General features: G+C 60.7%; 20 protein-coding genes. 11 read left to right on the forward strand and 9 right to left on the reverse strand.

Annotated features, from left to right (window positions below):
• Nucleotides 1–3: 3 nt before the first annotated feature.
• Entirely contained in the window at nucleotides 4–753 is a 750-nt protein-coding gene (locus A9D15_RS06455) for a phosphatidylserine decarboxylase (protein ID WP_066763188.1), read from the reverse strand.
• A 171-nt stretch (nucleotides 754–924) separates the two neighbouring features.
• On the opposite strand from A9D15_RS06455, the gene A9D15_RS06460 reads away from it, so the two are divergent.
• Complete coding sequence (locus A9D15_RS06460) at nucleotides 925–3153, forward strand: TonB-dependent receptor (RefSeq protein ID WP_066763190.1); 2229 nt, start codon at nucleotides 925–927, stop codon at nucleotides 3151–3153.
• A gap of 37 nt (nucleotides 3154–3190) precedes the next feature.
• Here the strand turns inward: A9D15_RS06460 and A9D15_RS06465 are convergent, their stop codons facing one another.
• Entirely contained in the window at nucleotides 3191–3820 is a 630-nt protein-coding gene (locus A9D15_RS06465; protein ID WP_066763192.1) for a TetR/AcrR family transcriptional regulator, read from the reverse strand.
• Between the two features lie 107 nt (nucleotides 3821–3927).
• On the opposite strand from A9D15_RS06465, the gene A9D15_RS06470 reads away from it, so the two are divergent.
• The 3 genes from A9D15_RS06470 to A9D15_RS06480 are packed head-to-tail and all read left to right on the forward strand — an operon-like array spanning nucleotide 3928 to nucleotide 6198.
• Nucleotides 3928–4350 carry a hypothetical protein gene (locus A9D15_RS06470; protein ID WP_066763193.1) on the forward strand — a complete coding sequence of 141 codons (423 nt, stop codon included), beginning with the start codon at nucleotides 3928–3930 and terminating at the stop codon, nucleotides 4348–4350.
• The gene (locus A9D15_RS06475; protein WP_066763195.1) at nucleotides 4343–4717 is read left to right on the forward strand and encodes a MaoC family dehydratase; all 375 of its coding nucleotides are present in this window, start codon (nucleotides 4343–4345) and stop codon (nucleotides 4715–4717) included. The genes A9D15_RS06470 and A9D15_RS06475 overlap by 8 nt, the downstream gene beginning before the upstream one ends.
• The gene (locus A9D15_RS06480) at nucleotides 4714–6198 is read left to right on the forward strand and encodes a class I adenylate-forming enzyme family protein (protein WP_066763197.1); all 1485 of its coding nucleotides are present in this window, start codon (nucleotides 4714–4716) and stop codon (nucleotides 6196–6198) included. Before A9D15_RS06475 ends, A9D15_RS06480 begins: the two co-directional genes overlap by 4 nt.
• Here A9D15_RS06480 and A9D15_RS06485 read toward each other — a convergent pair whose 3' ends face one another.
• Nucleotides 6199–6804, reverse strand: coding sequence for a nuclear transport factor 2 family protein (locus tag A9D15_RS06485; protein ID WP_066763200.1), 606 nt, complete (start codon nucleotides 6802–6804; stop codon nucleotides 6199–6201).
• A gap of 94 nt (nucleotides 6805–6898) precedes the next feature.
• Here A9D15_RS06485 and A9D15_RS06490 point away from each other — a divergent pair, with 94 nt between their 5' ends.
• Nucleotides 6899–8404: an aldehyde dehydrogenase family protein gene (locus A9D15_RS06490; protein ID WP_229660310.1), complete on the forward strand. Its 1506-nt coding sequence runs from the start codon at nucleotides 6899–6901 to the stop codon at nucleotides 8402–8404.
• Between the two features lie 13 nt (nucleotides 8405–8417).
• On the opposite strand, the gene A9D15_RS06495 is transcribed toward A9D15_RS06490, so the two are convergent.
• A complete protein-coding gene (locus A9D15_RS06495; protein WP_066763202.1) occupies nucleotides 8418–9119 on the reverse strand; it encodes a TetR/AcrR family transcriptional regulator in 702 nt (233 codons plus the stop codon).
• Nucleotides 9120–9240: 121 nt separating this feature from the next.
• Here A9D15_RS06495 and A9D15_RS06500 point away from each other — a divergent pair, with 121 nt between their 5' ends.
• On the forward strand, nucleotides 9241–11331 hold the full coding sequence (locus tag A9D15_RS06500) for a PQQ-dependent dehydrogenase, methanol/ethanol family (protein WP_066763204.1): 2091 nt from the start codon (nucleotides 9241–9243) through the stop codon (nucleotides 11329–11331).
• A gap of 391 nt (nucleotides 11332–11722) precedes the next feature.
• On the opposite strand, the gene A9D15_RS16475 is transcribed toward A9D15_RS06500, so the two are convergent.
• From A9D15_RS16475 to A9D15_RS06515, 3 genes are read right to left on the reverse strand one after another with little or no spacing between them, the layout of a single operon-like run.
• Nucleotides 11723–12397 (reverse strand): hypothetical protein, encoded by a 675-nt coding sequence (locus tag A9D15_RS16475; RefSeq protein WP_156521673.1) that lies wholly within the window; start codon nucleotides 12395–12397, stop codon nucleotides 11723–11725.
• Between the two features lie 32 nt (nucleotides 12398–12429).
• Entirely contained in the window at nucleotides 12430–12684 is a 255-nt protein-coding gene (locus A9D15_RS06510; protein WP_082924303.1) for a helix-turn-helix domain-containing protein, read from the reverse strand.
• Complete coding sequence (locus tag A9D15_RS06515; RefSeq protein WP_066763209.1) at nucleotides 12681–12887, reverse strand: helix-turn-helix transcriptional regulator; 207 nt, start codon at nucleotides 12885–12887, stop codon at nucleotides 12681–12683. Before A9D15_RS06515 ends, A9D15_RS06510 begins: the two co-directional genes overlap by 4 nt.
• A gap of 387 nt (nucleotides 12888–13274) precedes the next feature.
• Between A9D15_RS06515 and A9D15_RS06520 the strand changes: the two genes are divergently transcribed.
• Genes A9D15_RS06520 through A9D15_RS06530 form a run of 3 tightly spaced genes read left to right on the forward strand, consistent with a single transcriptional unit; the run spans nucleotide 13275 to nucleotide 19255 of the window.
• Nucleotides 13275–15776, forward strand: coding sequence for a tellurite resistance TerB family protein (locus A9D15_RS06520; protein WP_229660311.1), 2502 nt, complete (start codon nucleotides 13275–13277; stop codon nucleotides 15774–15776).
• 3 nt (nucleotides 15777–15779) lie between these two features.
• Nucleotides 15780–17084, forward strand: a complete 1305-nt coding sequence (locus A9D15_RS06525) for an ATP-binding protein (protein WP_066763211.1) — start codon at nucleotides 15780–15782, stop codon at nucleotides 17082–17084.
• Nucleotides 17081–19255 carry a DEAD/DEAH box helicase gene (locus A9D15_RS06530; RefSeq protein ID WP_066763212.1) on the forward strand — a complete coding sequence of 725 codons (2175 nt, stop codon included), beginning with the start codon at nucleotides 17081–17083 and terminating at the stop codon, nucleotides 19253–19255. Before A9D15_RS06525 ends, A9D15_RS06530 begins: the two co-directional genes overlap by 4 nt.
• Nucleotides 19256–19283: 28 nt before the next feature.
• Here the strand turns inward: A9D15_RS06530 and A9D15_RS06535 are convergent, their stop codons facing one another.
• Nucleotides 19284–19562: a conjugal transfer protein TraD gene (locus A9D15_RS06535; RefSeq protein WP_229660312.1), complete on the reverse strand. Its 279-nt coding sequence runs from the start codon at nucleotides 19560–19562 to the stop codon at nucleotides 19284–19286.
• On the reverse strand, nucleotides 19540–19845 hold the full coding sequence (locus tag A9D15_RS06540) for a conjugal transfer protein TraD (protein ID WP_066763214.1): 306 nt from the start codon (nucleotides 19843–19845) through the stop codon (nucleotides 19540–19542). Before A9D15_RS06540 ends, A9D15_RS06535 begins: the two co-directional genes overlap by 23 nt.
• A 173-nt stretch (nucleotides 19846–20018) precedes the next feature.
• Here A9D15_RS06540 and traA point away from each other — a divergent pair, with 173 nt between their 5' ends.
• Nucleotides 20019–22904 carry a Ti-type conjugative transfer relaxase TraA gene (traA, locus tag A9D15_RS06545; protein ID WP_066763216.1) on the forward strand — a complete coding sequence of 962 codons (2886 nt, stop codon included), beginning with the start codon at nucleotides 20019–20021 and terminating at the stop codon, nucleotides 22902–22904.
• A gap of 10 nt (nucleotides 22905–22914) precedes the next feature.
• A complete protein-coding gene (locus tag A9D15_RS06550) occupies nucleotides 22915–23673 on the forward strand; it encodes a DUF6118 family protein (protein ID WP_066763218.1) in 759 nt (252 codons plus the stop codon).
• Nucleotides 23674–23733 lie beyond the last annotated feature (60 nt).

Raw genomic sequence — 23733 nt, forward strand, 5'->3', positions numbered from 1 at the left:
CCATCACAGGCGAACCCCTTCCAGCATCGGTATTGCGCCGACTTCGGCAAGCACGGTCTCACCCGCAACAGTCTTCTGACCCTTGAGCACTTTCGGTTCTGTCCCTGCTGGAAGATAGACGTCGACGCGGCTGCCGAAGCGGATCAGGCCGACCCGCTGTCCGGTGCCGACCATGTCGCCAGGCTTTACAAATGGAACGATGCGCCGTGCGATCAGGCCCGCGATCTGCGTAAAGGCAACCTGTACGCCATCCTGCCGTTCGACAAGGAAATGCTGGCGCTCATTGTCTTCACTCGCCTTGTCGAGATCGGCATTGAGGAACTTGCCGGGGATATAGACCACCCGGCGGACGGTGCCCGCAATGGGCGAGCGATTGATGTGAACGTCGAACACGCTCATGAAAATGGATACGCGCGTGACTGGTTCCGGCGACATGCCCCGGGACTCGCCGCCATCGTCCAGCTGCAATTCGGGCGGCGGGGGCACTTGCGTGATCAGAGTGACGAGCCCGTCGGCGGGCGCGACGATCGCATTTTCGGTTTGCGGCACGATGCGCTGCGGATCACGGAAGAAGGCGAGCACGCCCAGCGTCAGGAAGGCGAGCGGCCATGCCAGCGTCTCCCAGGCCATGATCGCGCAGCCGAAAGATGCCGCCGCAGTAATTAGGCCGAACTTGCGGCCCTCGGGGTGGATCGTCGGCCAGCTCCAGCCAGCCTCGCCGCGTCCGCGATTGTCGAGAATTTCTCCTGCCATCGCCGTTGTCTAGGCGGCTGGATTGCAAGCGGCAAGCCAAGTGACGCGATCTCCCATCACGAACCGCTTCCACAGCACGACCTTGCAGACACTCTCTCAAGATACGAGAATCCGTTTGCGTTTTTATTAAGTGATCCTTATTAGACTGGCAAAAGTGAGTGGGAGGATGCAATGAACCTGGAAAATTCGATGGGATCGGTACGCGCTGCGAAAGGGCTCTTGCTGGGCACGACGCTGCTCTGGACAATGCCGGCACTGGCTCAGGACACAGACCAACAGGCCGCCGGACCATTAGAGACGAATGCCATCGTCGTCACCGCGCAGCGTCGCGCCCAAAGGCTGGAGGAGGTCCCTCTCGCGATTACCGCACAGACCGGCGCGCAGTTGAGCGAAGCGGGCGTCGACGACATCCGCGATCTCGGCAATGTCGTGCCGGGCCTGACTTTCACCACGCAAGGCGCATTCGCCGCACCGACCATACGCGGCGTACAGTCCACCGTCGCCATCGCAGGCGCGGATTCGCCGGTCGCCATCTACGTCGACGGGGTCTATCAGCCCAACCAGCTCGCCAACGTGTTCGAGCTTGCCGACATCGAACGGCTCGAAGTGCTGAAAGGGCCGCAAGGCACGCTGTTCGGCCGCAACGCCACTGCCGGCGCCGTCGTCATCCACACGAAGAAGCCCAGTTTCACGACGACCGGATCGATCGAGGTGAGCGAAGGGCTGTACTTCGGCGGAAGTTCGAAGACCTCGACCGACACGACCGTGAAGGGTTTTGTGTCGACGCCGCTTATCCCCGACGTCGTCGCGGCGAGCCTTTCGGGCTTCTACGAATATATCGACGGATACCTGACCGACGACCGCACGGGAAATCGCACCGGACGTGTCGACAAGTGGAACCTGGGCCTCAAGTTCCTGATCCAGCCTGCCGACAATCTCGAATTCCTCGTCAGCGGATCGATGAGCGACAGGACCGACTTCGCCGCGATGGCGACCCAGCCGCTGGACGGTAATTCGAATTCTCAATTCTATCCCGACGCGGTTGTCCCGACAGAGCCCTGGCACGTCGCCACCGAACTCGAACGCGGCGGCAACCCGACCCGAACGAAGCACAAGGCGCTTTCACTGAAGGGTACACTCGACCTCGACGAGGTCGGCACGCTCACCTCGATCACCGCGTGGCAGGACATCAAGGCCCGCATCACGGTCGACATCGACGCGGCCTATTCGCCGCAGTGTACTGCCGTCTTCGCCTGCATCATCTACGACGAGGACTATCCCGAGGAGACCTTCCAACAGGAACTGTCCTTCGCCTCCGAACAGTTCGGGGCCTTCAGCTTCGTGGCCGGCGCGTTCTATTATCGCGACAGCCACTTCATGGGGAACGGCATCCAGCCGCTCCTGCGCGCCGACGGCAGCGTCGATCCAAGCGAGACTTATGCGGTCGAGTTCGATGCCACTATCAAGACGCGTGCGTGGGCCGCATTCGGCGAAGTGAACCTCGACGTCAGCGACAGACTGCACCTCATCGGCGGCCTTCGTTACAGCCGCGAAAAGCGGTTCGGCATCGGCGATGCGGTTCCCTACTTCCCGACGACCGGCGCAGTCATCTCGGATTCGTGGACGCCGCGGCTTTCGGTCCGGTACGACGTAGCGCCCGACTGGAACGTTTATGCGACTTATTCGAAGGGTTTCAAAAGCGCGGTGCTCGATACCACCGGCCAGTCGAACAACTTCGCCGCGCCCGAGACCATCACCAGCTACGAAGTCGGCGCAAAGGGCAATTTCGACGCCTTCTCCTTCTCGCTCGCCGCGTTCTATTACGACTACACAGACCTTCAGGTTCAGTTCTTCGACGGCAGCGCCACGATCCTTGCCAATGCCGCCGATGCGACGATCTATGGCCTCGACGGGGAATTCACGGTCCAGCTTAGCGACAGCTTCAGTCTGCGTGCGGTCGGTTCATGGCTGCCGGAGGCGAAGTACGACACGTTCGAAAACGGCGTCGCGTTTGCCCTGCCCAACACGCCGGGAGGCATGAGCCAGGTCGTGCTCGATGCCAGCGGCGAGCGCTTGTTGAAGGCGGCCAAGTTCGCCGGCTCGCTGGCGCTCAGCTACGAAGGAACGCTCGGCTCGGGCGAAATGGATGGCAACCTGACCGTCGCCCATTCCAGCGCCTATTCCTTCGACCTGCTGGGCCGCGTGAGGACCGGACCCTATACGACGGTGAACGCGCAGCTCGGCTATCGTCCCGGCGGCGGGCCGCTTCGCCTCGCCATCTATGGCAAGAACATCACGAACGAGGCTTATTTCACCAGCGCACTGCTGGGCAATCAGGCGGATGCGCCGGTCTATGCGCCGCCGCGCCAGCTGGGTGTCAGGCTGCAGTATGATTTCTGAGATCGTGGAGGCGCGCGCGCGGACCGCGCGCGCGCCCTCATTTCGTGGCGAGCCCGATCAGCAGCGTCTCCACGAAACTGCGCGCCTGTTGTTCGACATCGACCGGCCTGCCGGCAAACGAAGTACGCATGGCCACGTGTTCCAGCCCGCCGAAGAGCATGTCGCGCACCATCGGTGCATCGAGGTCGGCGCGAAGTTCGCCTGTCGCGATCCCGGCCTCGACCGCTTCGACCACCGTGTTCGCAAACCGGCGGTTGAGCTTGTGCAGCGGCGATCCGGCGTAGTCCTGCCAGCGCAGTTCCTGGTAGAACACGCGGTGAAGGCGCGGCGTGTCGTCCATGCCGCGCAAGTAGCTCGTGGCGATCAGAACAAGCCGCTGGCGCGCCGTCGTCGCACCGTCCAACTTTGCCATCAGGCTGGTGATGAACGGCTCTGCCCATTCGGTCAGGACCTGGTTGATCAGCGCCTGCTTGCTGTCGAAATAGCGATAGACCAAGGCCTCGGACACGTGAGCGCGGGCCGCGATGCGGGCCATCGACACGCCCGAAAGGCCCTTGGCTTCCAGCATCTCGCGCGCCGCCGCGATGATCTCGGTCGGGCGGTCGTTCTTTCGCCTGCGCCAGGCAGGGCCATCCTTGGCCGTATCGGACAACGGTTGCGTCGACATGCGTGGAAAGAGGGCTCCGAACGGGGACAGGTCAAAGCACCTTATTTCATTCGCGGCGCCAGATTGGCAAGTTCGCCAGCGAAACAATGCCGGAAGGGACGTGCTTGATGAGCGAATTTCCGATGGCGTTGGCATCGGGCACCTTCCGCCTCGATGCCGCGCTCGACGACAGGACGAGGCTCAGTTGCCGCTCCGAACCTCGTTCGGGCAGCGAGGCGCATCCGATCTTCGCCTTCGTCGCGGCCCTGCGCGGGGCCGGAACGTCGATCGAGACGCTGTGCTCGCTTTGCGGATGTTCGATCGCGGACGGGCCCGTCCTTGCTTCCTGTGACATCCAGTATCTCGCCCCCATGCCGGTAGAACAGACTTATCGCGTCGACGCGCGCATTGCAGAGCGTATCGAAAAGCCCAGCCGCCGTTTCGGGCAAGCCGTCCATGCCTTTGTCGAGTTTTCGATAGGACGCGGCGAGGACGAGTGCGCCAGAGTGCGTCTCCACATCATCATGCCAAGGAGTGCGGATCATGGGTGAAGACCCTTCGTGGAAACTCAATGATGTCTCCGCGTCGGAGATGGTGTTCTGGGCGGATCTGCTGGACGATCCGAACCCGATCCATTCGGATCCAGAGGCGGCTCGGCGGCTGGGGTTCGGCAACCGGACGGTGAATCCGGGGCCGGTGAACCTGGCCTATGTGTTGAACCTCGTCGCGCAGGAATTCGGCGGGACCACGCCATCGCGGATCACCGCTCGCTTTCTCGGCAACGTGATGGCAGGCGACGACGTCACAGCCACGCTTGTTGAGCACACAGATAGCGGTGGCTCGGCAGTCCTGTCACGCAACGGCGACGAAGTCGTGCTGCAGGCGGACTTCACCATGCCCGAGGACCCCGCATCATGATGGCGGGTGCGACGATCTTCGGGCTCATCGAAACCCGTGCTTCCGCCGACCCCGGTGCGATCGCGCTGGATGACGGGGCGGTAGAGCTTTCCTATGCCGATCTGGTCGATCGGGTCGGGCAGATCGCCGCCGGTCTGGCGGCGCTGGGCGTTGCGCGCGGTGACCGGGTGGCGATCCTGTCCGAGAACTCGATGCGCTACACGCTGCTGCAGCTGGCCTGCGCGCGCTTCGGGGCGATCGCCGCCTGTCAGAACTGGCGCCTGTCGGTGGAGGAGCTGAAGCACTGCGTCTCGCTGGTCGAGCCGAAGCTGCTGTTTTTTTCCGAACGCTATCGCGAAGTGGCCGGCCAGATCGAGCCCGAGTGCCCGGCGATGTCGATGGCCGATATCCCGCTGGCCGACCCGCTTCCCGCCACGGCACAGACCGACGACCCGTGGCTCATCATCTATACCAGCGGCACGACGGGCCTGCCCAAAGCCGCGGTCATATCGCAACGCGCCGAGATCGCGCGGATGTGCACGTTGCGGCTAGACCTCGGGCTGGAGAAGTCGGACGGCTTCATCGCCTGGGCCCCGATGTTCCACATGGGCGGGACCGAGCATACGATGGCAACGTTGATGGCAGGCGGGCGCGCTTTCATCATCGACGGTTACGACCCTCGGCGCATCGCGGACATCCTTGCGCAGCACGCCATCGGCTGGCTCCTGCTCGTGCCTTCGACGATCACGCCGCTGGTCGATGTGATCAGGGCGGGCGAGACCGCGCCGCGCTCGATCAAGGCCGTCGGCTGCATGGCCGACCTCTGCCCCGAGGTAGAAGTTGCTGCGGCCATCGAGACGTTTGGCGCGCCCTTCCTCAACAGCTTCGGCGCGACCGAGACCGGCCTCGGCCCGCTGTCGGGCAATCTGGTCCGGACCCGTTCGGACACGTCGGATCTCTCGAAAGATCTCAGCTCGCTTTACGAACTCCGCATAGCGGACGAGAGCGGCGCGCCTTGTGGTCATGGCATTGTCGGCGAAGCGCTTGTACGCGGGCCGTGTCTGTTTGACGGATACTGGAATGCGGACGCGGCCAATGCCGAGGCTTTCCGCGACGACTGGTTCCGCATGGGCGACCTGTTTTCGCAGCGGCCCGATGGGCGGTTCGAGTATGCGGGCCGGTCGAAGTACCTCATCAAGTCGGGAGGCGAGAACATCTATCCAGCCGAGATCGAGCGCGTCCTGCTGTCCGATCCCCGCGTCGAACAGGCCGTCGTCGTCAGGCAACCCGACGAGCGATGGGGCGAGGTGCCTGTCGCGATCCTCGTCGCATCGGGGATGACCGAGGACGAAGCCCACGCCATGCTCGAAGCGCGGCTTGCGCGCTACAAGCTGCCCCGCCGCTATATCTTCGTAAAGGAGCGGGACCTCGGCCTCAATGTCAGCGGCAAGGCCGACCGGACAGCCCTCGAGAACCGTCTCGAAGAACTGGCCGGCGCCTGATCAGGCGATAGGCAGGCTCGCGAAGTCGGGATGGTCGGTCCCCGTCGCGCCGATGGTGTTGAGCGCCGAGAGGTCGCCGGTGATCGCGGTGTCGGGCAGGTCGGTCCCGGCGACGAGGATGTGCTTGCGCCCGGCAATGGCCCAGCGCCCGTCACGCTTTTCCATCCGGTCGTTGTAAAACCCGAAGAAGCCGGTCAGCCGTGAATCCTCTGTGCTCGCCACACCGTCAGTAGCAAGCGACAGGTTGTATCCGGTGACCCGCGCGCTGTTGCCCTCTATCGCGGTGCGCAGCTGCGAAGTGAAGTGCCAGCGCCGCCCCATGCTGCGCTCGACCTCCATCAGGATCGGCTTGAAATCGGCCCCGCTGCCCTTGAAGAATCCGTAGTCGATTTCGGCATCGTCCCAGAACACGCGGTCGAGCGTCCCATCGTCGAGCCAGTCGAGCGCGAGCGAATAATCTGCAAGCACGCGGGCGATCGCCTGCTCGTCTTCCAGGGTGGCAATACGCGCTTCGAGCGCGGCCAGGCGGCCCTCTTCAGTCACATTCTTCTCCTGTTTTTCAGCATCGTACCCGAGCTTTTCCGGCCGCGCTACCAATTCGATCATGCGATACCATATTGATCGCTGCAACAAAATCATAATATATTATCGAATTGATTGACCCGCAAACCATGCGGGCTGCGAGCGGGAGCGCGATCAGATGAACATGGCCAGCGAGAAGTACCGGATAGACCCCAAGGCGACCGAGTGGGTCACACGCGGGCATGGCGTGTTCGTCGATGGCGAACTGTCGCACGGCAACGGTGAGGTACTGGCCGTGATCGACCCCGCAACCGGAGAGCAAATCGGCACGGTTGCTGCGGCATCAATCGCCGAAACCGATCGCGCTGTCGCAGCGGCGCGCAAGGCTTTCGACGATGGTCGCTGGCGACTGATGGACAGCGACCAGCGCAGCCAGGTCATGTGGCGGCTGGCTGAACTGATCGCTCGCGATGGCGAGGCGCTGGCCGCGACGGAGGTGCTGGACAACGGAATGCCGCTGCCCTTCGCGCAGTGGGAAGTGGACGCGATGGGCAAGTGGCTGCGCCATTTCGCGGGGATGACGCGCACAATCACCGGAAGCAACGCCAGCCAGGCCATGTCGTCTGAGGCTGCCGAGTTCCACGCCTATTCGCGCAAGGAACCGGTCGGTGTCGCGGCGCTGATCGTTCCGTGGAACGCGCCGGCGGGCAACCTCACGATCAAGCTGGCCCCTGCCCTTGCCGCGGGATGTTCGGTGGTCATCAAGCCTGCCGAGGATACCAGCGTCAGCGCGCTGCGGATCGCGGAGCTGGCGAAGGAAGCCGGCGTGCCGGACGGCGTCATCAACATCGTCACCGGACGCGGGCATGACATCGGCGCTCATCTTGTCTGGCATCCCGATGTCGACAAGATCAGCTTTACCGGATCGACCGACACCGGCCGCCGGATTGCGGCAAGCGCGGGCCATGATCTCAAGCGCATCACGCTGGAACTGGGCGGAAAATCACCGGTCATGGTCTTCGACGACTGCGACGTCGAAACCGCGATCCCGCAAGTGGCGATGGCGATTTTCGCAAACACCGGACAGGTTTGCTTCGCCGGATCGCGTCTCTTCGTGCAGTCCGGCGTCTATGACCGCATCATCGAGGGCGTAGCCGAGTTCGCGAAGGGTCTGACCGTGGGCTCGGGCTTCGAGGAGGGCGTCCTGCTCGGCCCGTTGATCTCGTCCAAACAGCTCGACCGCGTGACGGAATTCCTCGCATCGGGCAAGCAATGCGGGGCAAGCGTCGTCACAGGCGGTGAGGCGATTTCGGGTGGCGGTTACTTTGTCGAACCGACGGTCTTCGCCAATGTCGATGCCGACGCCCAGATCGCGCGCGAAGAAATCTTCGGGCCGGTCCTGGTCGCCAACCGCATCGATGACGAGTCCGAAATGCTGCGCCTTGCCAACGACACCCGCTATGGCCTCGGCGCGGGCATCTTTACGCGCGACGTCGGCAGGTTGCATCGGCTGGCGGCGCGGCTTCAGGCGGGGAACGTCTGGGCCAATTGCTATGGCAACGTCCACCCGACCCTGCCGTTCGGCGGATTCAAAGAATCAGGTATCGGGCGCGAGATGAGTAACGAAGGCCTCGACGCGTTTCTCGAGACCAAGTCGGTCTATGTCGACGTGACGGCTCGCTAGTCCGAACTTTCCGTCAGTCCGCCTCGGTCGCCGCGACGCGCTTCGCGGCGGCATCGGCCCGTTCGAGCGCCTCGGTCCGAGCAGGTTCGGCAAGGATGGGCGCGACCGCGAGGAAGAACGCGCTTTTCAACGCGTCGGCCACGCTCTCGTCCTTCAGCGAACGCTGCATCCAGTTTAGGAAGACCGAGTATTCGAGGTCGACCTGCCGCTCGCAGGCGATTGCCGGGTCGATACGCGGATCGAGCTGCCCTGCATCTTGCATCGCGCCAAGAAAATGTTCGACCCTGCCGATTGCGACCGATCGCATGGAAAGGCGCGCGCGGGCATCGATCGTCGGGCTGAAATAGAGCTGCATGATCGCGCGGGCATATTCGGGATCGCGGTGCAGTTCGGTGACGATCCAGTCGTACTCGGCCTCCACCGCGTCGAAGGTCGCGGGCCTGCCAACGCCATCGAGGTGGTCGGCGATCCCGTCCATGTGCTCGACAATGGACTGGTAGATCACGCCTTCCTTGCTTTCGAACCCACGGTATATCGTGCTGGGCGCGACTTCGGCCAGTTCGCTGAGTCGGTTGATCGTCATCGCCTCGACCCCGCCTTCGGCAAGGATCTGGTGCGCGAATTTCAGGATTCGCACACGCCGTTCCGCCATGCGGGGACTGTCGTATCGGGTGCGCGGACTGGTGCCCGTCTCTTCGGATGTGATCGCATTCATCGGCTCCGACCCTAGCATGAATGACGCGTTCCACCACCCAGATAACCCTTGCTTTTAAGCGCAGCCCACTTAAAACGATAACGAGATTGCGTTTTGACGCAGCACTGAGAGAGGTTGAGTGATGCTGAAGGCCTATTTGCGCCGTGCAGCCAGGGTCGTGCCCACGGGAATCTGCGCCGGTCTGGGTGCCCTTTTGCTGTCAGGATGTTCGACATCCGAAGCCGCGCCGGATGCCGATAACGGCTGGCCGACACATGGTGGAAACTACGCCGAGCAGCGTTACGGGACGAGCGATCAGATCTCTGCCGAAAATGTCGGCGGGTTGAAGCTGGCCTGGTATCACGACCTTTCGACGAGCCGAGGGCAGGAAGCGACGCCGCTGATCGTCGATGGCGTGCTTTATACCACGACGGCGTGGAGCATGGCCGTGGCCGTCGATGCCGCGACGGGGGAAGAACTGTGGAGCTACGACCCCGAAGTGCCGGGCGAGGTCGCCATCCGCGCCTGTTGCGACGTGGTAAACCGCGGCCCGGCCTTCGCTGCGGGCAAGCTGTTCATCTCCACCCTAGACGGCAGGCTCATCGCGCTCGACGCCAAGTCGGGTGAGCCGGTATGGACGACCATGACGGTCGATGCCGACAAGGACTACACCATCACCGGCGCTCCGCGTGCGGCGGCGGGGCTGGTCTATATCGGTAATGGTGGCGCCGAACTGGGCGTGCGCGGCTATGTCTCCGCATACGATCAGGAGACGGGCGAACTGGCATGGCGGTTCTACACCGTGCCGGGCGACCCCAACGTAAAGGACGGCGCGGCCTCTGACGAGATTATCGAGAAACTGGCCCGCAAGACGTGGTCGGGCGATGCCTATTACGAGTATGGCGGCGGCGGCACGGTGTGGGATTCGATCGTCTATGACGAGGATCTGGACCGCATCTACATCGGCACCGGCAACGGCAGCCCTTGGACCCACGCGACCCGGTCCGAAGGCAAAGGCGACAACCTGTTCTTGTCCTCGATCGTCGCGCTCGACGCCAAGACCGGCAAATATATCTGGCACTACCAGGAAGTGCCCGCCGAAAACTGGGACTTCACCGCAACCCAGCAGATCGTGCTCGACACGATCGAGTGGGAAGGAAAGCCGCGGCAGGTCATTCTCCACGCGCCGAAGAACGGGTTCTTCTACGTCATCGACCGGACGGACGGCACGCTTCTGAGCGCCGAGAAATTCGCCGATGCCAACTGGGCCGACCATATCGACATGAAAACCGGCAGGCCGGTCGAGGCCGAAGGCGCGCGCTATGAAGACGCCCCGTTCCTTGCGAGCATAGGGGGCAGCGGGGCGCACAACTGGCACCCGATGTCGTGGGACCCGGTGAACCACGTCATGTACATTCCGGCACAGCAGGTGCCGTTCCTTTACGTCAAGGATCGCAAGTTCAAGTACACGCCGGGCACGTGGAACCTGGGCGTCGACATGCTCTCCACCCCGTTACCCGAAACGCCGACCGACATCGCGGCGATGAAGGAAGCGCTTCAGGGATCTCTGCTGGCATGGGATCCAATCGCGCAGAAAGAAGTGTGGCGCGTGCCCCACGGCGCCCCATGGAACGGCGGCGCGCTGGCGACGGCAGGCGGGCTTGTGTTCCAGGGGCTCGCCGACGGCACCTTCCGCGCCTACAACAGCAAGGACGGGACAGAGCTCTGGAAGTTCGACGCGCAGTCGGCGATCCTTGGCGGGCCGGTCAGCTATACGCTCAACGGAAAGCAGTACATCGCCGTCATGGCAGGCAACGGCGGTGGCTTCCCGCTCACCCTGCCGCAGTTCGACGGGCCGAAGCCCGCGCTGAACGGTCGTATCCTCGCCTTCACGCTGGACGGCGCGGCCAAGCTTCCGGCCAAGCCGACCGAGCTTGCCCCGCTCAACCCAGACAGCGCGAAGTTCAGCGATCAACAGGTCGCAACGGGCAAGGCGAAGTTCGCCGCGAACTGCGCCTCGTGCCACGGCATGGGCACACTTTCGGCAGGCATCGTGCCCGATCTCAAGCGGTCGGCCGCGCTGTCCGATGCGGACCTGTGGCAGGAAATCGTGATCGGCGGTCTGCTGCAGCAACGCGGCATGGTCAGCTTCAAACAGCGGCTGTCCCCTGAAGAAGCCGAATCGATTCGCGCCTACGTCAGCCGCGAAGCGGCCAGGCGCAAAGCCCCCTGACGGCCCGATACCGACGCATCATCACGCCGCGCGACAGCAATCGTGCGGCATGATCCGTCGTATCTGCGCTATGTCTGAAGAGCGGCGGTGGTGGCAGGGCTTGAATCGAACCGGAAAAATAACGCTTTGATATCAATTCTGTTCTTGGAACGAACAGAGACCTTCCCCCACACTCTCCCCCACATTTTCGTTCATTTAACGAAGGTTCGGTTCAGCGTTTTGGCCGAAAAGCTGAATAAATGGGCGGTTCCCGAAGCGCCTGAATGCAGCATAATGGCACGCGCTGACACTGTCCAATTGCGAGTTGGCGGCCTGGTCGAAACGTTTCTTTCCCGAAGCCAAATTGGCGGGATCGGAATGCGATGTGAGCGATTGCCGCACAGCAGCATATTCAAACCACAATAATGCTATCCTCTTCGGTAAAGTCATGCTGTTCGCAGTGAGATTGGGGGCTTGCAACCTTGTTTTCAATCTCCCGCATGACCTCAATCACGTGCGGCTCGGCGCGGGCAAATATCTCCGGATCAATTGCGATACGCAGCCGTTCGGCTCGCTCCTCATCACGGGCGACTAGAAATAGCTCGTCGGTTCCAGCGGCTAGAGAAGCCAGGAGAGGCCAGTCAACACTGATATGGAAAGGGCCTCCAGATCGCTGGTAAGGGGAACTAAGATCAGCATTGCCGTATCGCCGTTCATTAGCATCCACACGGAATTCGAGAGATAGCTCATCATCTACATCGCGATTCCGGCCATCGATCTGCCATATGTGCCACATTACATTGGCATAGCCGTTATTGATCTCGAATTGCTGGCTCGAATCCATATACCACGCCGCAGTAATCCAAGGGTTTTGATAGCTGCCATCACCTGCATCCCATTTGACGTAGCCTTCGGGGCCTTCGCCATCACGTATCCGCATTGTGACCTCGACAAGCCCGAACGATCCTGCCTTTTGTGAAGAGCAAACAAAGCCAAGCTTTGAACGGACGTGCGCATTTTCATCCTGGCCGGAATGCGCGCACGAAGCGACAAGCAAGCCTGTCGCCACAACGATCCAGTGCTTCACGCCTACCTCCCCTAGAAGATGACCATGACTGGCTAGTTTGTAGCCGAAGTTTCCTCAACATTACTGAATTTCTGGCCGACCGCCTCTGGAACATAGTCTCGATTGCAATTCCTGTTGATCAATTGATGCAAGCTGGCAGTGGTGATGCGTGTTGCTTTGCCGATCTTCACCGTTTCGAGTTCACCGCTGGAGATCAACTCATAGAGCTTCGTGCGCCCAACGCCGATCATGCGGGCAGCGTCATTGACTCTAACGCAGATCGGCTCGACAGGTTGCTGAGCACTCATTCTGCCGGTTCCTCTTCACGATAGTGAGCGGGATCGGCGATCCAGCGATTAATAGCTGACTCGTGCCAGCCCGCCCCATGGACGCTGATCTTCACCTGTGACGGGAAAGTCCCCTCGGCGATCTTGCGATAGATGGTAGAGCGGGAAAGGCCGGTACGGTTGAGCACGGTCTTCAAACGGATGATGCGTTCAGTATTGGACATTGGGCTTTCTCATTCTGACACTGGCAGCCCCTCGGCGGAACATAATGAGAACTTTTTGATGGGACTCAAGGGCTAATTCCGAGCTAGATCGGCCCAAAGATCATGTCGGCAGCTACAGCGGGAACGCTACGGACATTGCGGGACCGATATGGAAGCAAGCCTTCTCAGAATCTGCCCGCAAAGATTTTTTCACGTCCATCGACCGCCAAGACTGTAGACGCGATACTTCGAGCAAGGATGCCAACTTTTGCGCTTGCTAAGCCCAATTCCGAGCACGAATCGTCACGCGGATTGGCCAACGAGATTTGCTAACAGAGGCCGCATCTCACCAATCGACACATTGCCTTTCAGTCTCAATACAATAGCGTATTCTTCGATGCGAAAGGGGTGCGGGCATTGAGATTCGTTCGTTGGGTAATCAAGTATTTCCTGTTCTTCTTTGCCTGTATGGTCGTGGTCGCGATTGCGATGACCAATGTGCCAGCCGGGATTCAAATGCTGTTCGCGTTTGTCACTCCTGGGCTTCTTGTATGGTGGCATGAAAAGCGCCGAGAGAAACGCCTCGCGGAGAAGAACGGCATTGAGGCCCCAAGTCGTGTAGCTCTGGCGGGCGAAAGCGAGCAGCTCAACCAACCCAAGCCCTACCAGCCAAGGCAAAACAATGCCGAGCTTATCCGGGCTGGGCAGCAAGCGAGAGCCGAACTTGAAGTAGCGGCGGAGCGAAGATCAGCGGAGAAACTGGCGCGGCAAAGCCAGTCGAACCAATTTCTAGATCAGCATTCGCAACCAAAAAAACCTAAGGAAAACCCATCAACTAGGTCGCAAGGCTGGGTGCCTAAGGGGCAATCGGTCACGATCGCAGGCCGCACAATCGATGGGATGGTGTACGTCGGCAAACCACCGCGCATTGGCTCATCCTATTATGGCGAGGTCTGTCGAGCCTACATTGATCCGTCGTTATCCGTTGCGCACGTCGGGACGGACAAGAATGGCGACAACATGTCATATTGGCCGGGCTATTCGAGCATCCCTGCCGTTTGCAGAGCCACCTATCTAGATTGGCTTGCGGGTGGGCGACAAGACCGGACAATCAACCCTGGCTACATGTTCCTGTTCTTCTATGGTTTGGAGCGGCGGTTTCTGGTCGATGAAGCGCCAGAAAGCGAAAAACGCGACATTCTTGTCGAGGTAGGGCGACTAAAGGAGTTGTTCAGTACAAATCACTCTGCGCAACGCTATCTTGGAGAATTTATCGATTTAGCGAGCATCATTGTAGACGACGCCGATTTCAAGAAGCCCATCTACAAAAATTGGGGCTGGGAACTGCCACTGTCCTTGAAGGTCGCATTAGGCGGAGCAATTGCTAACGACATGCCAATTGACGCAGATTGGCTTCTGAGCTGGTTCATGTGCCATAATGAAAAGCGCCTTCGCACACCGGCTACACGCTGTGAGAACGAGTTTATGTCATTGTTCAGACATAAATTTGCAATCCGCTTTCCTAGCGACCTGACGGTGTCGAAGCCAAGAAAGCACCTAGAATACAGTTACAGGGCCGCATCAGGTGAGTTTGGCGGAAACATTCCAATTTCCGCAAACGGGAAGCCTATCCTCGACATCTCCGGCTTACGCAAGCCAGTCGAGATAGCCCAAGAAATCGCAGATGAGGCGATGGATGAACTCGATAAGTTCAGCCGATATATTGGACGAAATCCAGATGGCCGTGGGACCATTGAAGCACAGGCGCTGCTACCTGCTGAGCTTTGGAGCCTGTTCCCGTCGAGCGAGTTGGAAGAACTCAAGGACTGGGCGCGCGAGCAAGTAGCGGCGGGCGGCCTGGTCCCGGCACTTGATGTGATTTCGCGCCTGGAAGGAGAAAAGCCGGAGAAGCTCGGCAAGCGGAACTTGACTGGCGCAGCGGATGCACTCGCCCGTATCGGATTCGGTATGGCTCCAGACCCAAGATTTTCGCTGCGTGGACCGAAGATCGACGAGCCCGTTGTGATCTTCGAACTCGGCGAGCCGATCGAACAGCTTGAAGACGTCTCCCCGGCCTATCGAACCGAATTGTTCGAACTAGCGCTGGCGACCTTCGTCGCACATGCCGACAGCAAAATTGTGGAAGCCGAACGCAGAGCACTCCGTGAAAAGATCGAAGCGGTTGGCGGCCTGACTGAGCTTGAGAGAAAGCGTCTCTACGCCAACCTCGAATGGTATCTCGATGTTCCGCCCGACATGTCATGGCTGCGGAGCAAGCTGAAAGACGCAGACGCTGAACATCACCTCGCCTTGCGCGCTGCGGTAGTCGCGATAGCCCACGCTGACAGCGTGATTCAGTCTGAAGAAGTGGCTTGCATCGAAAAGATCTACAAGGCTCTGGGGATCGATGCTGGCCTCGTTTACGCCGACCTCCATGCTGGCGACGTGCCAGACGGCCCTGTTCGCGTCAAAGCCGCCGAAGCTGAAGCACCAGGCGAACAAATACCGGACGAGCCGAAAGCCAAAGCCGCTTCGCTCGATGCAGCGCGTATTGCCGCTATTCGAAATGACACCGAGCGCGTCTCAAGCGTACTCGGCGAGATTTTTTCGACCGACGAAGACGTGAGCGACGAGGCCACCGCAGCAAATGCTCTTCCATCATCAATGGCTGGCCTCGCTCCCAAGCACGCGATGCTTGTGGAGCAGATAATCCAGCGCGAACACTGGACTGGCGAAGAGTTTGACGAGATCGCCGGTAAGCAAGGGCTCATGCCCTCTGGCGCGCTTGAGGTAGTCAATGAGTGGGCTTTCGATAAATTCGATGAACCATTGCTCGATGAATATGACGGATATGACGTATCACCGGACATAACCGCTACGTTGAGAGCCGAAATGGCGAAGGGGGATTAGTTCATGTCGAGACTGAAGCCGCGCGAACGCGACGCTATTGTTCAGGCGCTACGCGCGGGGGTTGTTCCCAAATTGGGACTTCGGCACATCCAGGTCGGACGAGCGCGTGAGATCGAAGAACTCGTCAAGGATATGGACCGGATCGCCGATGGCGGTTCAGCCATTCGTTTCATCATCGGCGAGTATGGCTCCGGCAAGACCTTCTTCATGAACCTGATCCGGCTTGTGGCGCTCGAAAAGGGACTGGTCGTCATGTTTGCAGACCTTGCCCCGGATCGACGCATCCACGCGACCGGCGGGCAAGCACGGGGCCTCTACGCAGAGATGGCGCGAAACCTTGCCACCCGTACCAAGCCGGATGGCGGTGCATTGCCAAGTGTTGTCGAGCGGTTTGTCAGCCAGGCCCAGCACGATGCCGAGGCTCAAGAACAATCGACAGATGACATCATTCGCCAGCGCCTTGCCCATTTCGAGGAGCTGACAGGAGGCTTCGACTTCGCGCAGGTGATCCGCCGGTATTGGGAGGGACATGAAACCGGCGATGAAGAACTGAAATCGGCAGCAATTCGATGGCTGCGCGGCGAATTTGCTACGAAAACCGATGCTCGCAAGGCTCTGGGTGTTCGCACAATCGTCAATGACGCCAGCGTCTACGATCACCTCAAACTGATGTCGGCATTTGTTTGTGAAGCGGGCTACAAGGGCCTGCTCGTTGGCCTTGACGAGATGGTCAACCTTTACAAGCTGACTTCATCGCAGGCCCGCAATGCCAACTATGAGCAAATCCTGCGCATCCTGAACGACGTTCTGCAAGGAAGCGCGGAGAACCTTGGGTTCCTCATGGGAGGAACGCCGGAATTCCTCATGAATACGCGGCGCGGCCTCTACAGCTATGAGGCTCTCCAGTCTCGCCTTGCAGAGAACACCTTTGCGCGTGACGGACTGGTCGATCTCTCCGGGCCGGTCATTCGACTGGCCAGCCTTACGCCTGAAGATTTGTTCGTGCTTCTGGCCAACATTCGCGCCGTTATGCAGGGCGATGAAGCAATCCTGCCAGACAACGCCTTGGAAGCGTTCATGGCGCACTGCTCGGACAGGATCGGGGAGGCCTATTTCAGAACCCCTCGAAACACAGTCACGGCATTCGTGAATCTTCTGGCGGTGCTCGAACAAAACCCCGGCGTCGAATGGTCGGACCTCATCGAAGAACTCGACGTGGTGGAGGATTCTGGTGATGACATGAGCGACGTGGATGAGAGCGTTGGCGCTGTTCCCGAGAGCGACGAGCTAGCCAGCTTCCGACTGTGAGCGCGGCGTTCGACAAGCTGGCTCGACCGATCCAGAAATGGATTCGTCAGCAAGGCTGGAAGGAATTGCGCGATATTCAGGCGCGCGCAACGCACGTGCTTATGGACGGCAATCGTGACCTGATTGTCGCCGCCAGCACCGCCGGAGGCAAGACTGAAGCCGCGTTTCTCCCGCTACTGTCCCAAGTGCTCGATGAACCCAGTGAGGACACCGGATTCGATGTTTTGTATGTCGCGCCGCTGAAGGCGCTCATCACCGATCAGGCGCGCCGACTTGTAGACATTTGTCGCGATACAGACTTGCCTATCACGCCGTGGCATGGCGACGTTTCGTCATCGGTGAAGGCTAAGGCTACCAAGCGACCGAGGGGCGTGCTGTTAATCACCCCGGAGTCCCTTGAAGCGCTATTCATTCGACGCGGATTGGAGATTCCGAGGCTGTTTGGATCAACGCGCGCAGTCATTCTCGATGAATTGCATTCGGTCCTCGACAGTGAGCGCGGCATCCAGATGCGTTCGCTTCTAACGCGCCTCGAAATTGCTCTAGGGAGACCTATTCGCCGGGTTGGTTTGTCGGCCACACTCGGAGATATGGAGTTGGCGAAGGCTTATCTTCGTCCTGACAGCCCAAGTGAAGTCGAACAGGTCATTGCCGAGGGCGGATCAGCCGAATTGCAGCTTCAGCTCCGTGGCTACGTTGCTGGTGACAAGGACGATGAAGGCCCTTCAGCGACGGATGCCATTGCGCAGCACCTATTCGAACACCTGAGAGGCAGCGACAATCTTGTCTTTGGCGGTGCGCGTCAGGCAGTTGAAATCTACTCAGATCGGTTGCGCGCGCTTTGCGAAAAGGAACACCTGCCGCAGGAGTTTTACCCTCACCACGCCAGCCTATCGCGCGAGCATCGAGACTTCGTCGAACGTCGCCTGAAAGATGGTACTGCGCCGACGACTGCCATCTGCACTTCCACGCTGGAACTGGGAATTGATATTGGCGATGTGACCTGTGTCGGCCAGATTGGCGCACCGTTCAGCGTCGCATCACTCAGGCAAAGGCTTGGCAGATCAGGGCGGCGACCGGGCAAGCCAGCCATCCTTCGACAATACGCAGTCGAGGCGAAGCTTACGTCGACGAGCAATTTCTCGGACCGTCTTCGCCTAGGCATGGTGCGGGCCATTGCGATGGTCGAATTGCTTTTGGAAGGCTGGTGCGAACCGCCGCAACGCGAGGCCCTGCACCTCTCGACCCTCGTTCACCAAATCCTCTCGGTGATCGCCGAGAGGGGCGGAATACGTGCGCAACAACTATACGGGATTCTCTGCCAAGTCGGACCATTCCGCCAGGTCGATACACAGTTGTTTCTGGATGTCCTGCGAGCGCTCGGGCAACCCGAGGTCGCGCTCATTGAGCAAGCCAGCGATGGCCTTCTATTGCTCGGTGCCAATGGCGAGAAGCTGGTTGAGCACTATAGCTTCTATGCCGTGTTCCAGACACCCGAGGAATACCGGCTGATTTCCGGCGGTAAGGAGCTTGGAACACTCCCCATCGACAACATGATTGCGCCCGGAATGCTTCTCATTTTTTCGGGCAGGCGCTGGCTGGTGCAGGAAGTTCTCGACCGGGATCGTGTCATCCTAGTTGCACCGGCGAAAGCCGGAGTGCCGCCCATCTTTGGGGGCGACCCTGGCAACATCCATGACCGGGTGATCCAGCGTATGTTCGATGTTCTGAAGGGAAATAAGCGCCCGATCTACCTTGATGCGACTGCGCTGGTGCTACTCGACGAGGCACGCAGCAATTACGGCCAACTACAATTTAACCCCGGAAGGATTGCGCAGCTAAGCGACAACGCTGCTGTCATAGCGACGAAGTCGGGTTCCGTTCGGACAACGACCCTAGCACTCGCCCTTCGCGCGAGCGGCTTTACCGTGCAGACACACGACGGGTTTCTCGAAGTGTTCGGAAAGGACGAAAGCCCGGATTTGATTGACGCACTTTCGGCCCTGGCAGATGGCAAAGAGGTGGACCTATTTGCGCATTCGCCGAACCTGTTGTTCGAGAAATTCCATCCTCACTTGACGGAGGAATTGCTGCAAAGAGATGCCTTGTCCGCTCACCTAGACGCTAGCGGAATGGCTGAGTTGACCCGCTCAATTTTAGGACGGGACTAGCATACCAATTGCCGTTCGGACTGCGCCCCTATCCATCATTCGATTGCTCAGCCTCGAACTCCCGCTTGCCCTTGCGCCGGAACAGCACCAGCGCCTGCGCTCCGTCTGGCCCGCGCAGCTTGGCAGCGACGGTGAGAAACGCGCCGTAGAGCGCGGCGCGGTCATCGTCGGTCAGCTCGACCAGATCGGCCTTGGCGACGAGGCCGCCCAGCTCGATCAGTTGCCGCGTCCGCTCGCGTCGTTTGACCTGCCATTCGCGCATGTCGGTTCGCGCCTTTGCCGCTTCAAGCCGATGCCGCGCCGCCATCGAGCGGGAGAGTGCCTTCCGGCTGCTGGCGAGGTCCGCTCGCAGTGTCGCGTGACTTGCCCTGAAAGAAGGCAGCGCCACGCTTGCGCCAGCCCTCCCCTGTTGCCTTGTCGGTATTGTCCGCAGCGTCGAGCAGCGCGCCTGCCAGCACATCGGCATCTAGCACGTCGGCTCCGGTTGCCGTGACCAGCGCACCGAGGTCGCGCACGCGGCGTTCCTTCAACTGCTTTGCCTTGTCGGCAAGGGCCTTGAGCTCCGAATCAAAATCGCGGGGTTTGCGCATTGGAAGTCTCCATCGTTGGTGTGATGGAGCCATGATAATCGTGCTTGTAATCCAATGCAGTAAGGTCGCCGGGACAGTGTGATACCGCCTAGTCCCGATCAGGATTTTATCATGAGAGGGCGCGCTTATACGTCGTGCCGACGTGGCGTTTGGAGTGTAACTGGATTGCCGACATGGCAATCTTTCACTTCAGCGCAAAGGTCATCGGAAGGTCGAGCGGACGCAGTGCCGTGGCGGCGGCGGCCTATCGTGCGGGCGAGCGGTTGCACGATGAGCGGATCGACCGCGATCACGATTTCACCAACAAGGCGGGCGTTCTTCATTCGGAAGTGATGCTGCCCAAGGGCACACCTGAGGCCTTCGCCGACCGCGCCACGCTGTGGAATGCGGTCGAAGCCGCCGAGAAGCGCAAGGATGCCCAGCTATCCCGCGAGGTCGAGTTCGCCCTTCCGCGCGAGTTGGCAAAGAAGGACAACATCAGGCTGGCGCGCGAGTTCGTCAAAGCCGAGTTCGTCGAGAAGGGCATGATCGCCGATCTCAATGTCCATCGGGACATCGGCGAAGACGGCAAAGCCATGCCCCATGCACATGTCATGCTGACCATGCGCGAAGTGAGCAAGGACGGCTTTGGTGCAAAGGTCCGCGACTGGAACAAGACCGCGCTGATCGAACAATGGCGGGAGCGCTGGGCCGATCACGTCAACCGCGCGCTGGCGGAACGCGACATCGATGCGCGGATCGACCACCGCAGCCTGGAAGCGCAGGGGATCGCTCTTGAACCGCAGGACAAGATCGGCCCCGCCGCTTCGCGCATTGGCGGGCGCGGGCTGGAAGCCGCCCGGATCGAAGAACACCGCGCCATCGCCCAGCGCAATGGCGAGCGGATCATTGCCAATCCCGCGCTGGCATTGGATGCGATCACGCACCAGCAAGCGACGTTCACCCGGCGTGACCTTGCTGCGTTTGTTCACCGGCACAGCGACTGCAAGGAGCAGTTCGATACGGCTTACAATGCCGTTCGCGCGTCGCCTGAGCTGATCGCGCTTGGCATGGATGGACGCGGGCAGGAACGCTTCAGTTCGCGGGCAATGATCGAGACCGAACAGCGCCTGCATCATGCTGCCGATGCAATGGCACAGTATACCGGCCACGCCGTCAATGATGTGCAGCGGAACGAGGCTTTCACCAGTGCTGCGAAGCGCGGCCTGGTCCTGTCAGGCGAGCAGAACACTGCCTTCGAGCATGTCACCAACAGCAAGGGTCTTGCCGTGGTCGTCGGCTATGCCGGAACCGGCAAAAGCGCCATGCTGGGCGTGGCGCGCGAGGCATGGGAAAGCGCAGGTCACAACGTGCGCGGCGCAGCCCTGTCCGGCATTGCTGCTGAGGGCCTGGAAAACGGCTCAGGCATCGCATCGCGCACCATCGCCAGCCTCGAGCATCAATGGGGCAAGGGACGCGAACAGCTCACTTCGCGCGACGTGCTCGTCATCGACGAAGCGGGCATGGTCGGCACGCGCCAGATGGAGCGCGTGCTGTCCCATGCCGCCAAGGTGGGTGCAAAGGTTATCCTGGTCGGCGACCAGCACCAGCTTCAGGCCATCGAGGCAGGCGCGGCCTTCCGGGCGATCCACGAACGCCACGGCGGCGTCGAGATTAGCGAGGTCCGCCGCCAGCTTTCCGCATGGCAGCAGGACGCGACCCGGCACCTCGCCACAGGCCGCACGGGCGAAGCGATCCGCAAGTATGAGGAGCGCGGCATGGTCCATGCCGCCGACACGCGCGAGGATGCACGGACGGCGCTGATCGAGCGCTGGGATCAGGAACGGCAGGGCAGCCCCGGCGACAGCCGGATCATCCTAACCCACACCAATGACGAGGTGCGCGAGCTGAACCAGATGGCGCGCGAAAAGATGCGCGTGGCTGGCGCACTGGGTGCCGATGCCACGATTAAGGCGGCAGGCGGCGAACGGCAGTTTGCATCGGGCGATCGGATAATCTTCCTGCGCAACGAGCGCGGGCTTGGAGTGAAGAACGGGACACTCGGCACGGTCGAAATGGCCAATCCCCAGAGCATGACCGTGCGCACCGATGATGGCCGCGAGGTTGCCTTCGACACCAAGTACTATGCCCATATCGATCATGGCTACGCGGCCACGATCCACAAGGCGCAGGGCATGACGGTGGATCGTGCACATGTCCTCGCCACGCCGGGGATGGACAGCCATTCTGCCTATGTCGCAATGTCGCGCCACCGCGAAGGGCTGGCTCTGCATTACGGGCGCGATGATTTTGCCGACCAGTCGAAATTGGTTCGCACGCTGAGCCGTGAGCGTGGGAAGGATATGGCTGGCGACTACAAGCCCGAGCTGGCGTTCGCCGAACTGCGCGGCATCACCTTCCGCCAGCGGATCGTGGAGATAGTTCGGCAGGTGCCGGAGAAGGCCAGATCTATCTTCGGAAACTTCCGTCCGCAGGCCCGCCAGCTTGAGCCGCTTCCGATGCCGTCGAATTCGCAAATCGAGCAGCGCCGTGCGGTCGAACGCTATGCCCGAGCGCTTGGCGATATCGGAACGATGCAGGCGCAGCGCTTGCCCGTGCTTCCGCATCAGAAGGACGCGCTGGAGAAGGCTGGAAAGGCTCTCGAAGCGATCCGGCCCCATGCCGCTGCCGATGTCGCCAGGGCGCTGGAGCGCCGTCCTGAGCTGATCGCCGAGACCGCTGGCGGGCACAGCCAGAAGGCCATGCGCGCCATGCAGCACGAGGCCGCCGTGCGCACCGATCCCGCACTGCGAACCGAGCGCTTTGTCAGCGATTGGCAGGGACTAAGCGCGACGCGCAAGCAGCTTGAGCAGCAAGGCGACCGAGCGGGTTCTGCTCGTGTGTCGGCAAAGCTGACCGAACTAGCGAAGGGACTTGAACGTGACCCGCAGGTCGAAGGCCTGCTGCGCGGAAAAACCCGCGAACTGGGTATCGATCCAAAGCCCGAACGCAGCATCGCCAATGAACTCACCGCAACCCTCGCCCGCGAGCGCACCCGCGCTTTCGACATGGGCATTTAGGAGATACGAAATGGAAGACGACCACATCGAAGAAGTGCAGCTGGACCTCGAAGTCGAGGAACCGCGAGCCCCGGCACCACAACCGGAGGCCGTGACAGAAACCGATCCGGCAACGGAAGCCTTCTCCCGTCTTGAAGGCGAGATGGCGATGGTGCGCCATACGGTCCAGAACATGGCCAGGGAGCGAGCCGAAATCGTGATCCCCGACTACACGACTACGCTCGGCCAGATGGCCAGTCAGTTGGATCAGATATCCGACAGGCTGGCAGCCATCGGCGGCAAGCCTGCCATCGAACTTACACCGGAAGACATAGCAGTTCAGATCAAGCGTGCCTCACTCGACATGCTGCGCGATGCCAGCGACCTGTTCCGGCACGGACGCAAAGACCTGGACCTTGCAACCGGTCGTCTCGCTGCAATTGTCGGGCGGGTCCGCACCGAGGACCAGCAGAAACGCCAGACCTGGCGCTTTGCAGGCTTAGGGCTGGCTGCCGGTATCCTGCTCTGGTCGATCCTGCCCGGCACCATCGCCCGCACTATGCCCGAATCTTGGCATTGGCCCGAACGGATGGCTCGCAAGGCGGTAGGTGAACCGACCATTTTGGAAGCGGGCATACGGTTGATCCGGTCGCAGAACCCCGAAGCTTGGGAAGAACTGGCGGCAGCGCAACGTATTCTGAGCGAGAACCGCGAAGCCTTGGCGCGCTGTAACGACAGGGCGAGGAAAGCTGAAAAGTCAGTTAACTGTGCAATCGACATTCAGCCCTGACGCTCTTACGTCGCCGTTCCCCATACAAAGCCTGACAACCAAGTTGATCCACATGCTAGG

The sequence above is a fragment of the Croceicoccus pelagius genome (assembly GCF_001661915.1).
In the GTDB taxonomy this organism is placed as follows: domain Bacteria; phylum Pseudomonadota; class Alphaproteobacteria; order Sphingomonadales; family Sphingomonadaceae; genus Croceicoccus; species Croceicoccus pelagius.

Coding starts and splice junctions, on each gene's coding strand:
- A9D15_RS06455 (WP_066763188.1), bottom strand. CDS start 753: ATGGCAGGAGAAATTCTCGACAATCGCGGACGCGGCGAGGCTGGCTGG.
- A9D15_RS06460 (WP_066763190.1), top strand. CDS start 925: ATGAACCTGGAAAATTCGATGGGATCGGTACGCGCTGCGAAAGGGCTC.
- A9D15_RS06465 (WP_066763192.1), bottom strand. CDS start 3,820: ATGTCGACGCAACCGTTGTCCGATACGGCCAAGGATGGCCCTGCCTGG.
- A9D15_RS06470 (WP_066763193.1), top strand. CDS start 3,928: ATGAGCGAATTTCCGATGGCGTTGGCATCGGGCACCTTCCGCCTCGAT.
- A9D15_RS06475 (WP_066763195.1), top strand. CDS start 4,343: ATGGGTGAAGACCCTTCGTGGAAACTCAATGATGTCTCCGCGTCGGAG.
- A9D15_RS06480 (WP_066763197.1), top strand. CDS start 4,714: ATGATGGCGGGTGCGACGATCTTCGGGCTCATCGAAACCCGTGCTTCC.
- A9D15_RS06485 (WP_066763200.1), bottom strand. CDS start 6,804: ATGATCGAATTGGTAGCGCGGCCGGAAAAGCTCGGGTACGATGCTGAA.
- A9D15_RS06490 (WP_229660310.1), top strand. CDS start 6,899: ATGAACATGGCCAGCGAGAAGTACCGGATAGACCCCAAGGCGACCGAG.
- A9D15_RS06495 (WP_066763202.1), bottom strand. CDS start 9,119: ATGAATGCGATCACATCCGAAGAGACGGGCACCAGTCCGCGCACCCGA.
- A9D15_RS06500 (WP_066763204.1), top strand. CDS start 9,241: ATGCTGAAGGCCTATTTGCGCCGTGCAGCCAGGGTCGTGCCCACGGGA.
- A9D15_RS06510 (WP_082924303.1), bottom strand. CDS start 12,684: ATGAGTGCTCAGCAACCTGTCGAGCCGATCTGCGTTAGAGTCAATGAC.
- A9D15_RS06515 (WP_066763209.1), bottom strand. CDS start 12,887: ATGTCCAATACTGAACGCATCATCCGTTTGAAGACCGTGCTCAACCGT.
- A9D15_RS06525 (WP_066763211.1), top strand. CDS start 15,780: ATGTCGAGACTGAAGCCGCGCGAACGCGACGCTATTGTTCAGGCGCTA.
- A9D15_RS06535 (WP_229660312.1), bottom strand. CDS start 19,562: ATGGCGGCGCGGCATCGGCTTGAAGCGGCAAAGGCGCGAACCGACATG.
- A9D15_RS06540 (WP_066763214.1), bottom strand. CDS start 19,845: ATGCGCAAACCCCGCGATTTTGATTCGGAGCTCAAGGCCCTTGCCGAC.
- traA (WP_066763216.1), top strand. CDS start 20,019: ATGGCAATCTTTCACTTCAGCGCAAAGGTCATCGGAAGGTCGAGCGGA.
- A9D15_RS06550 (WP_066763218.1), top strand. CDS start 22,915: ATGGAAGACGACCACATCGAAGAAGTGCAGCTGGACCTCGAAGTCGAG.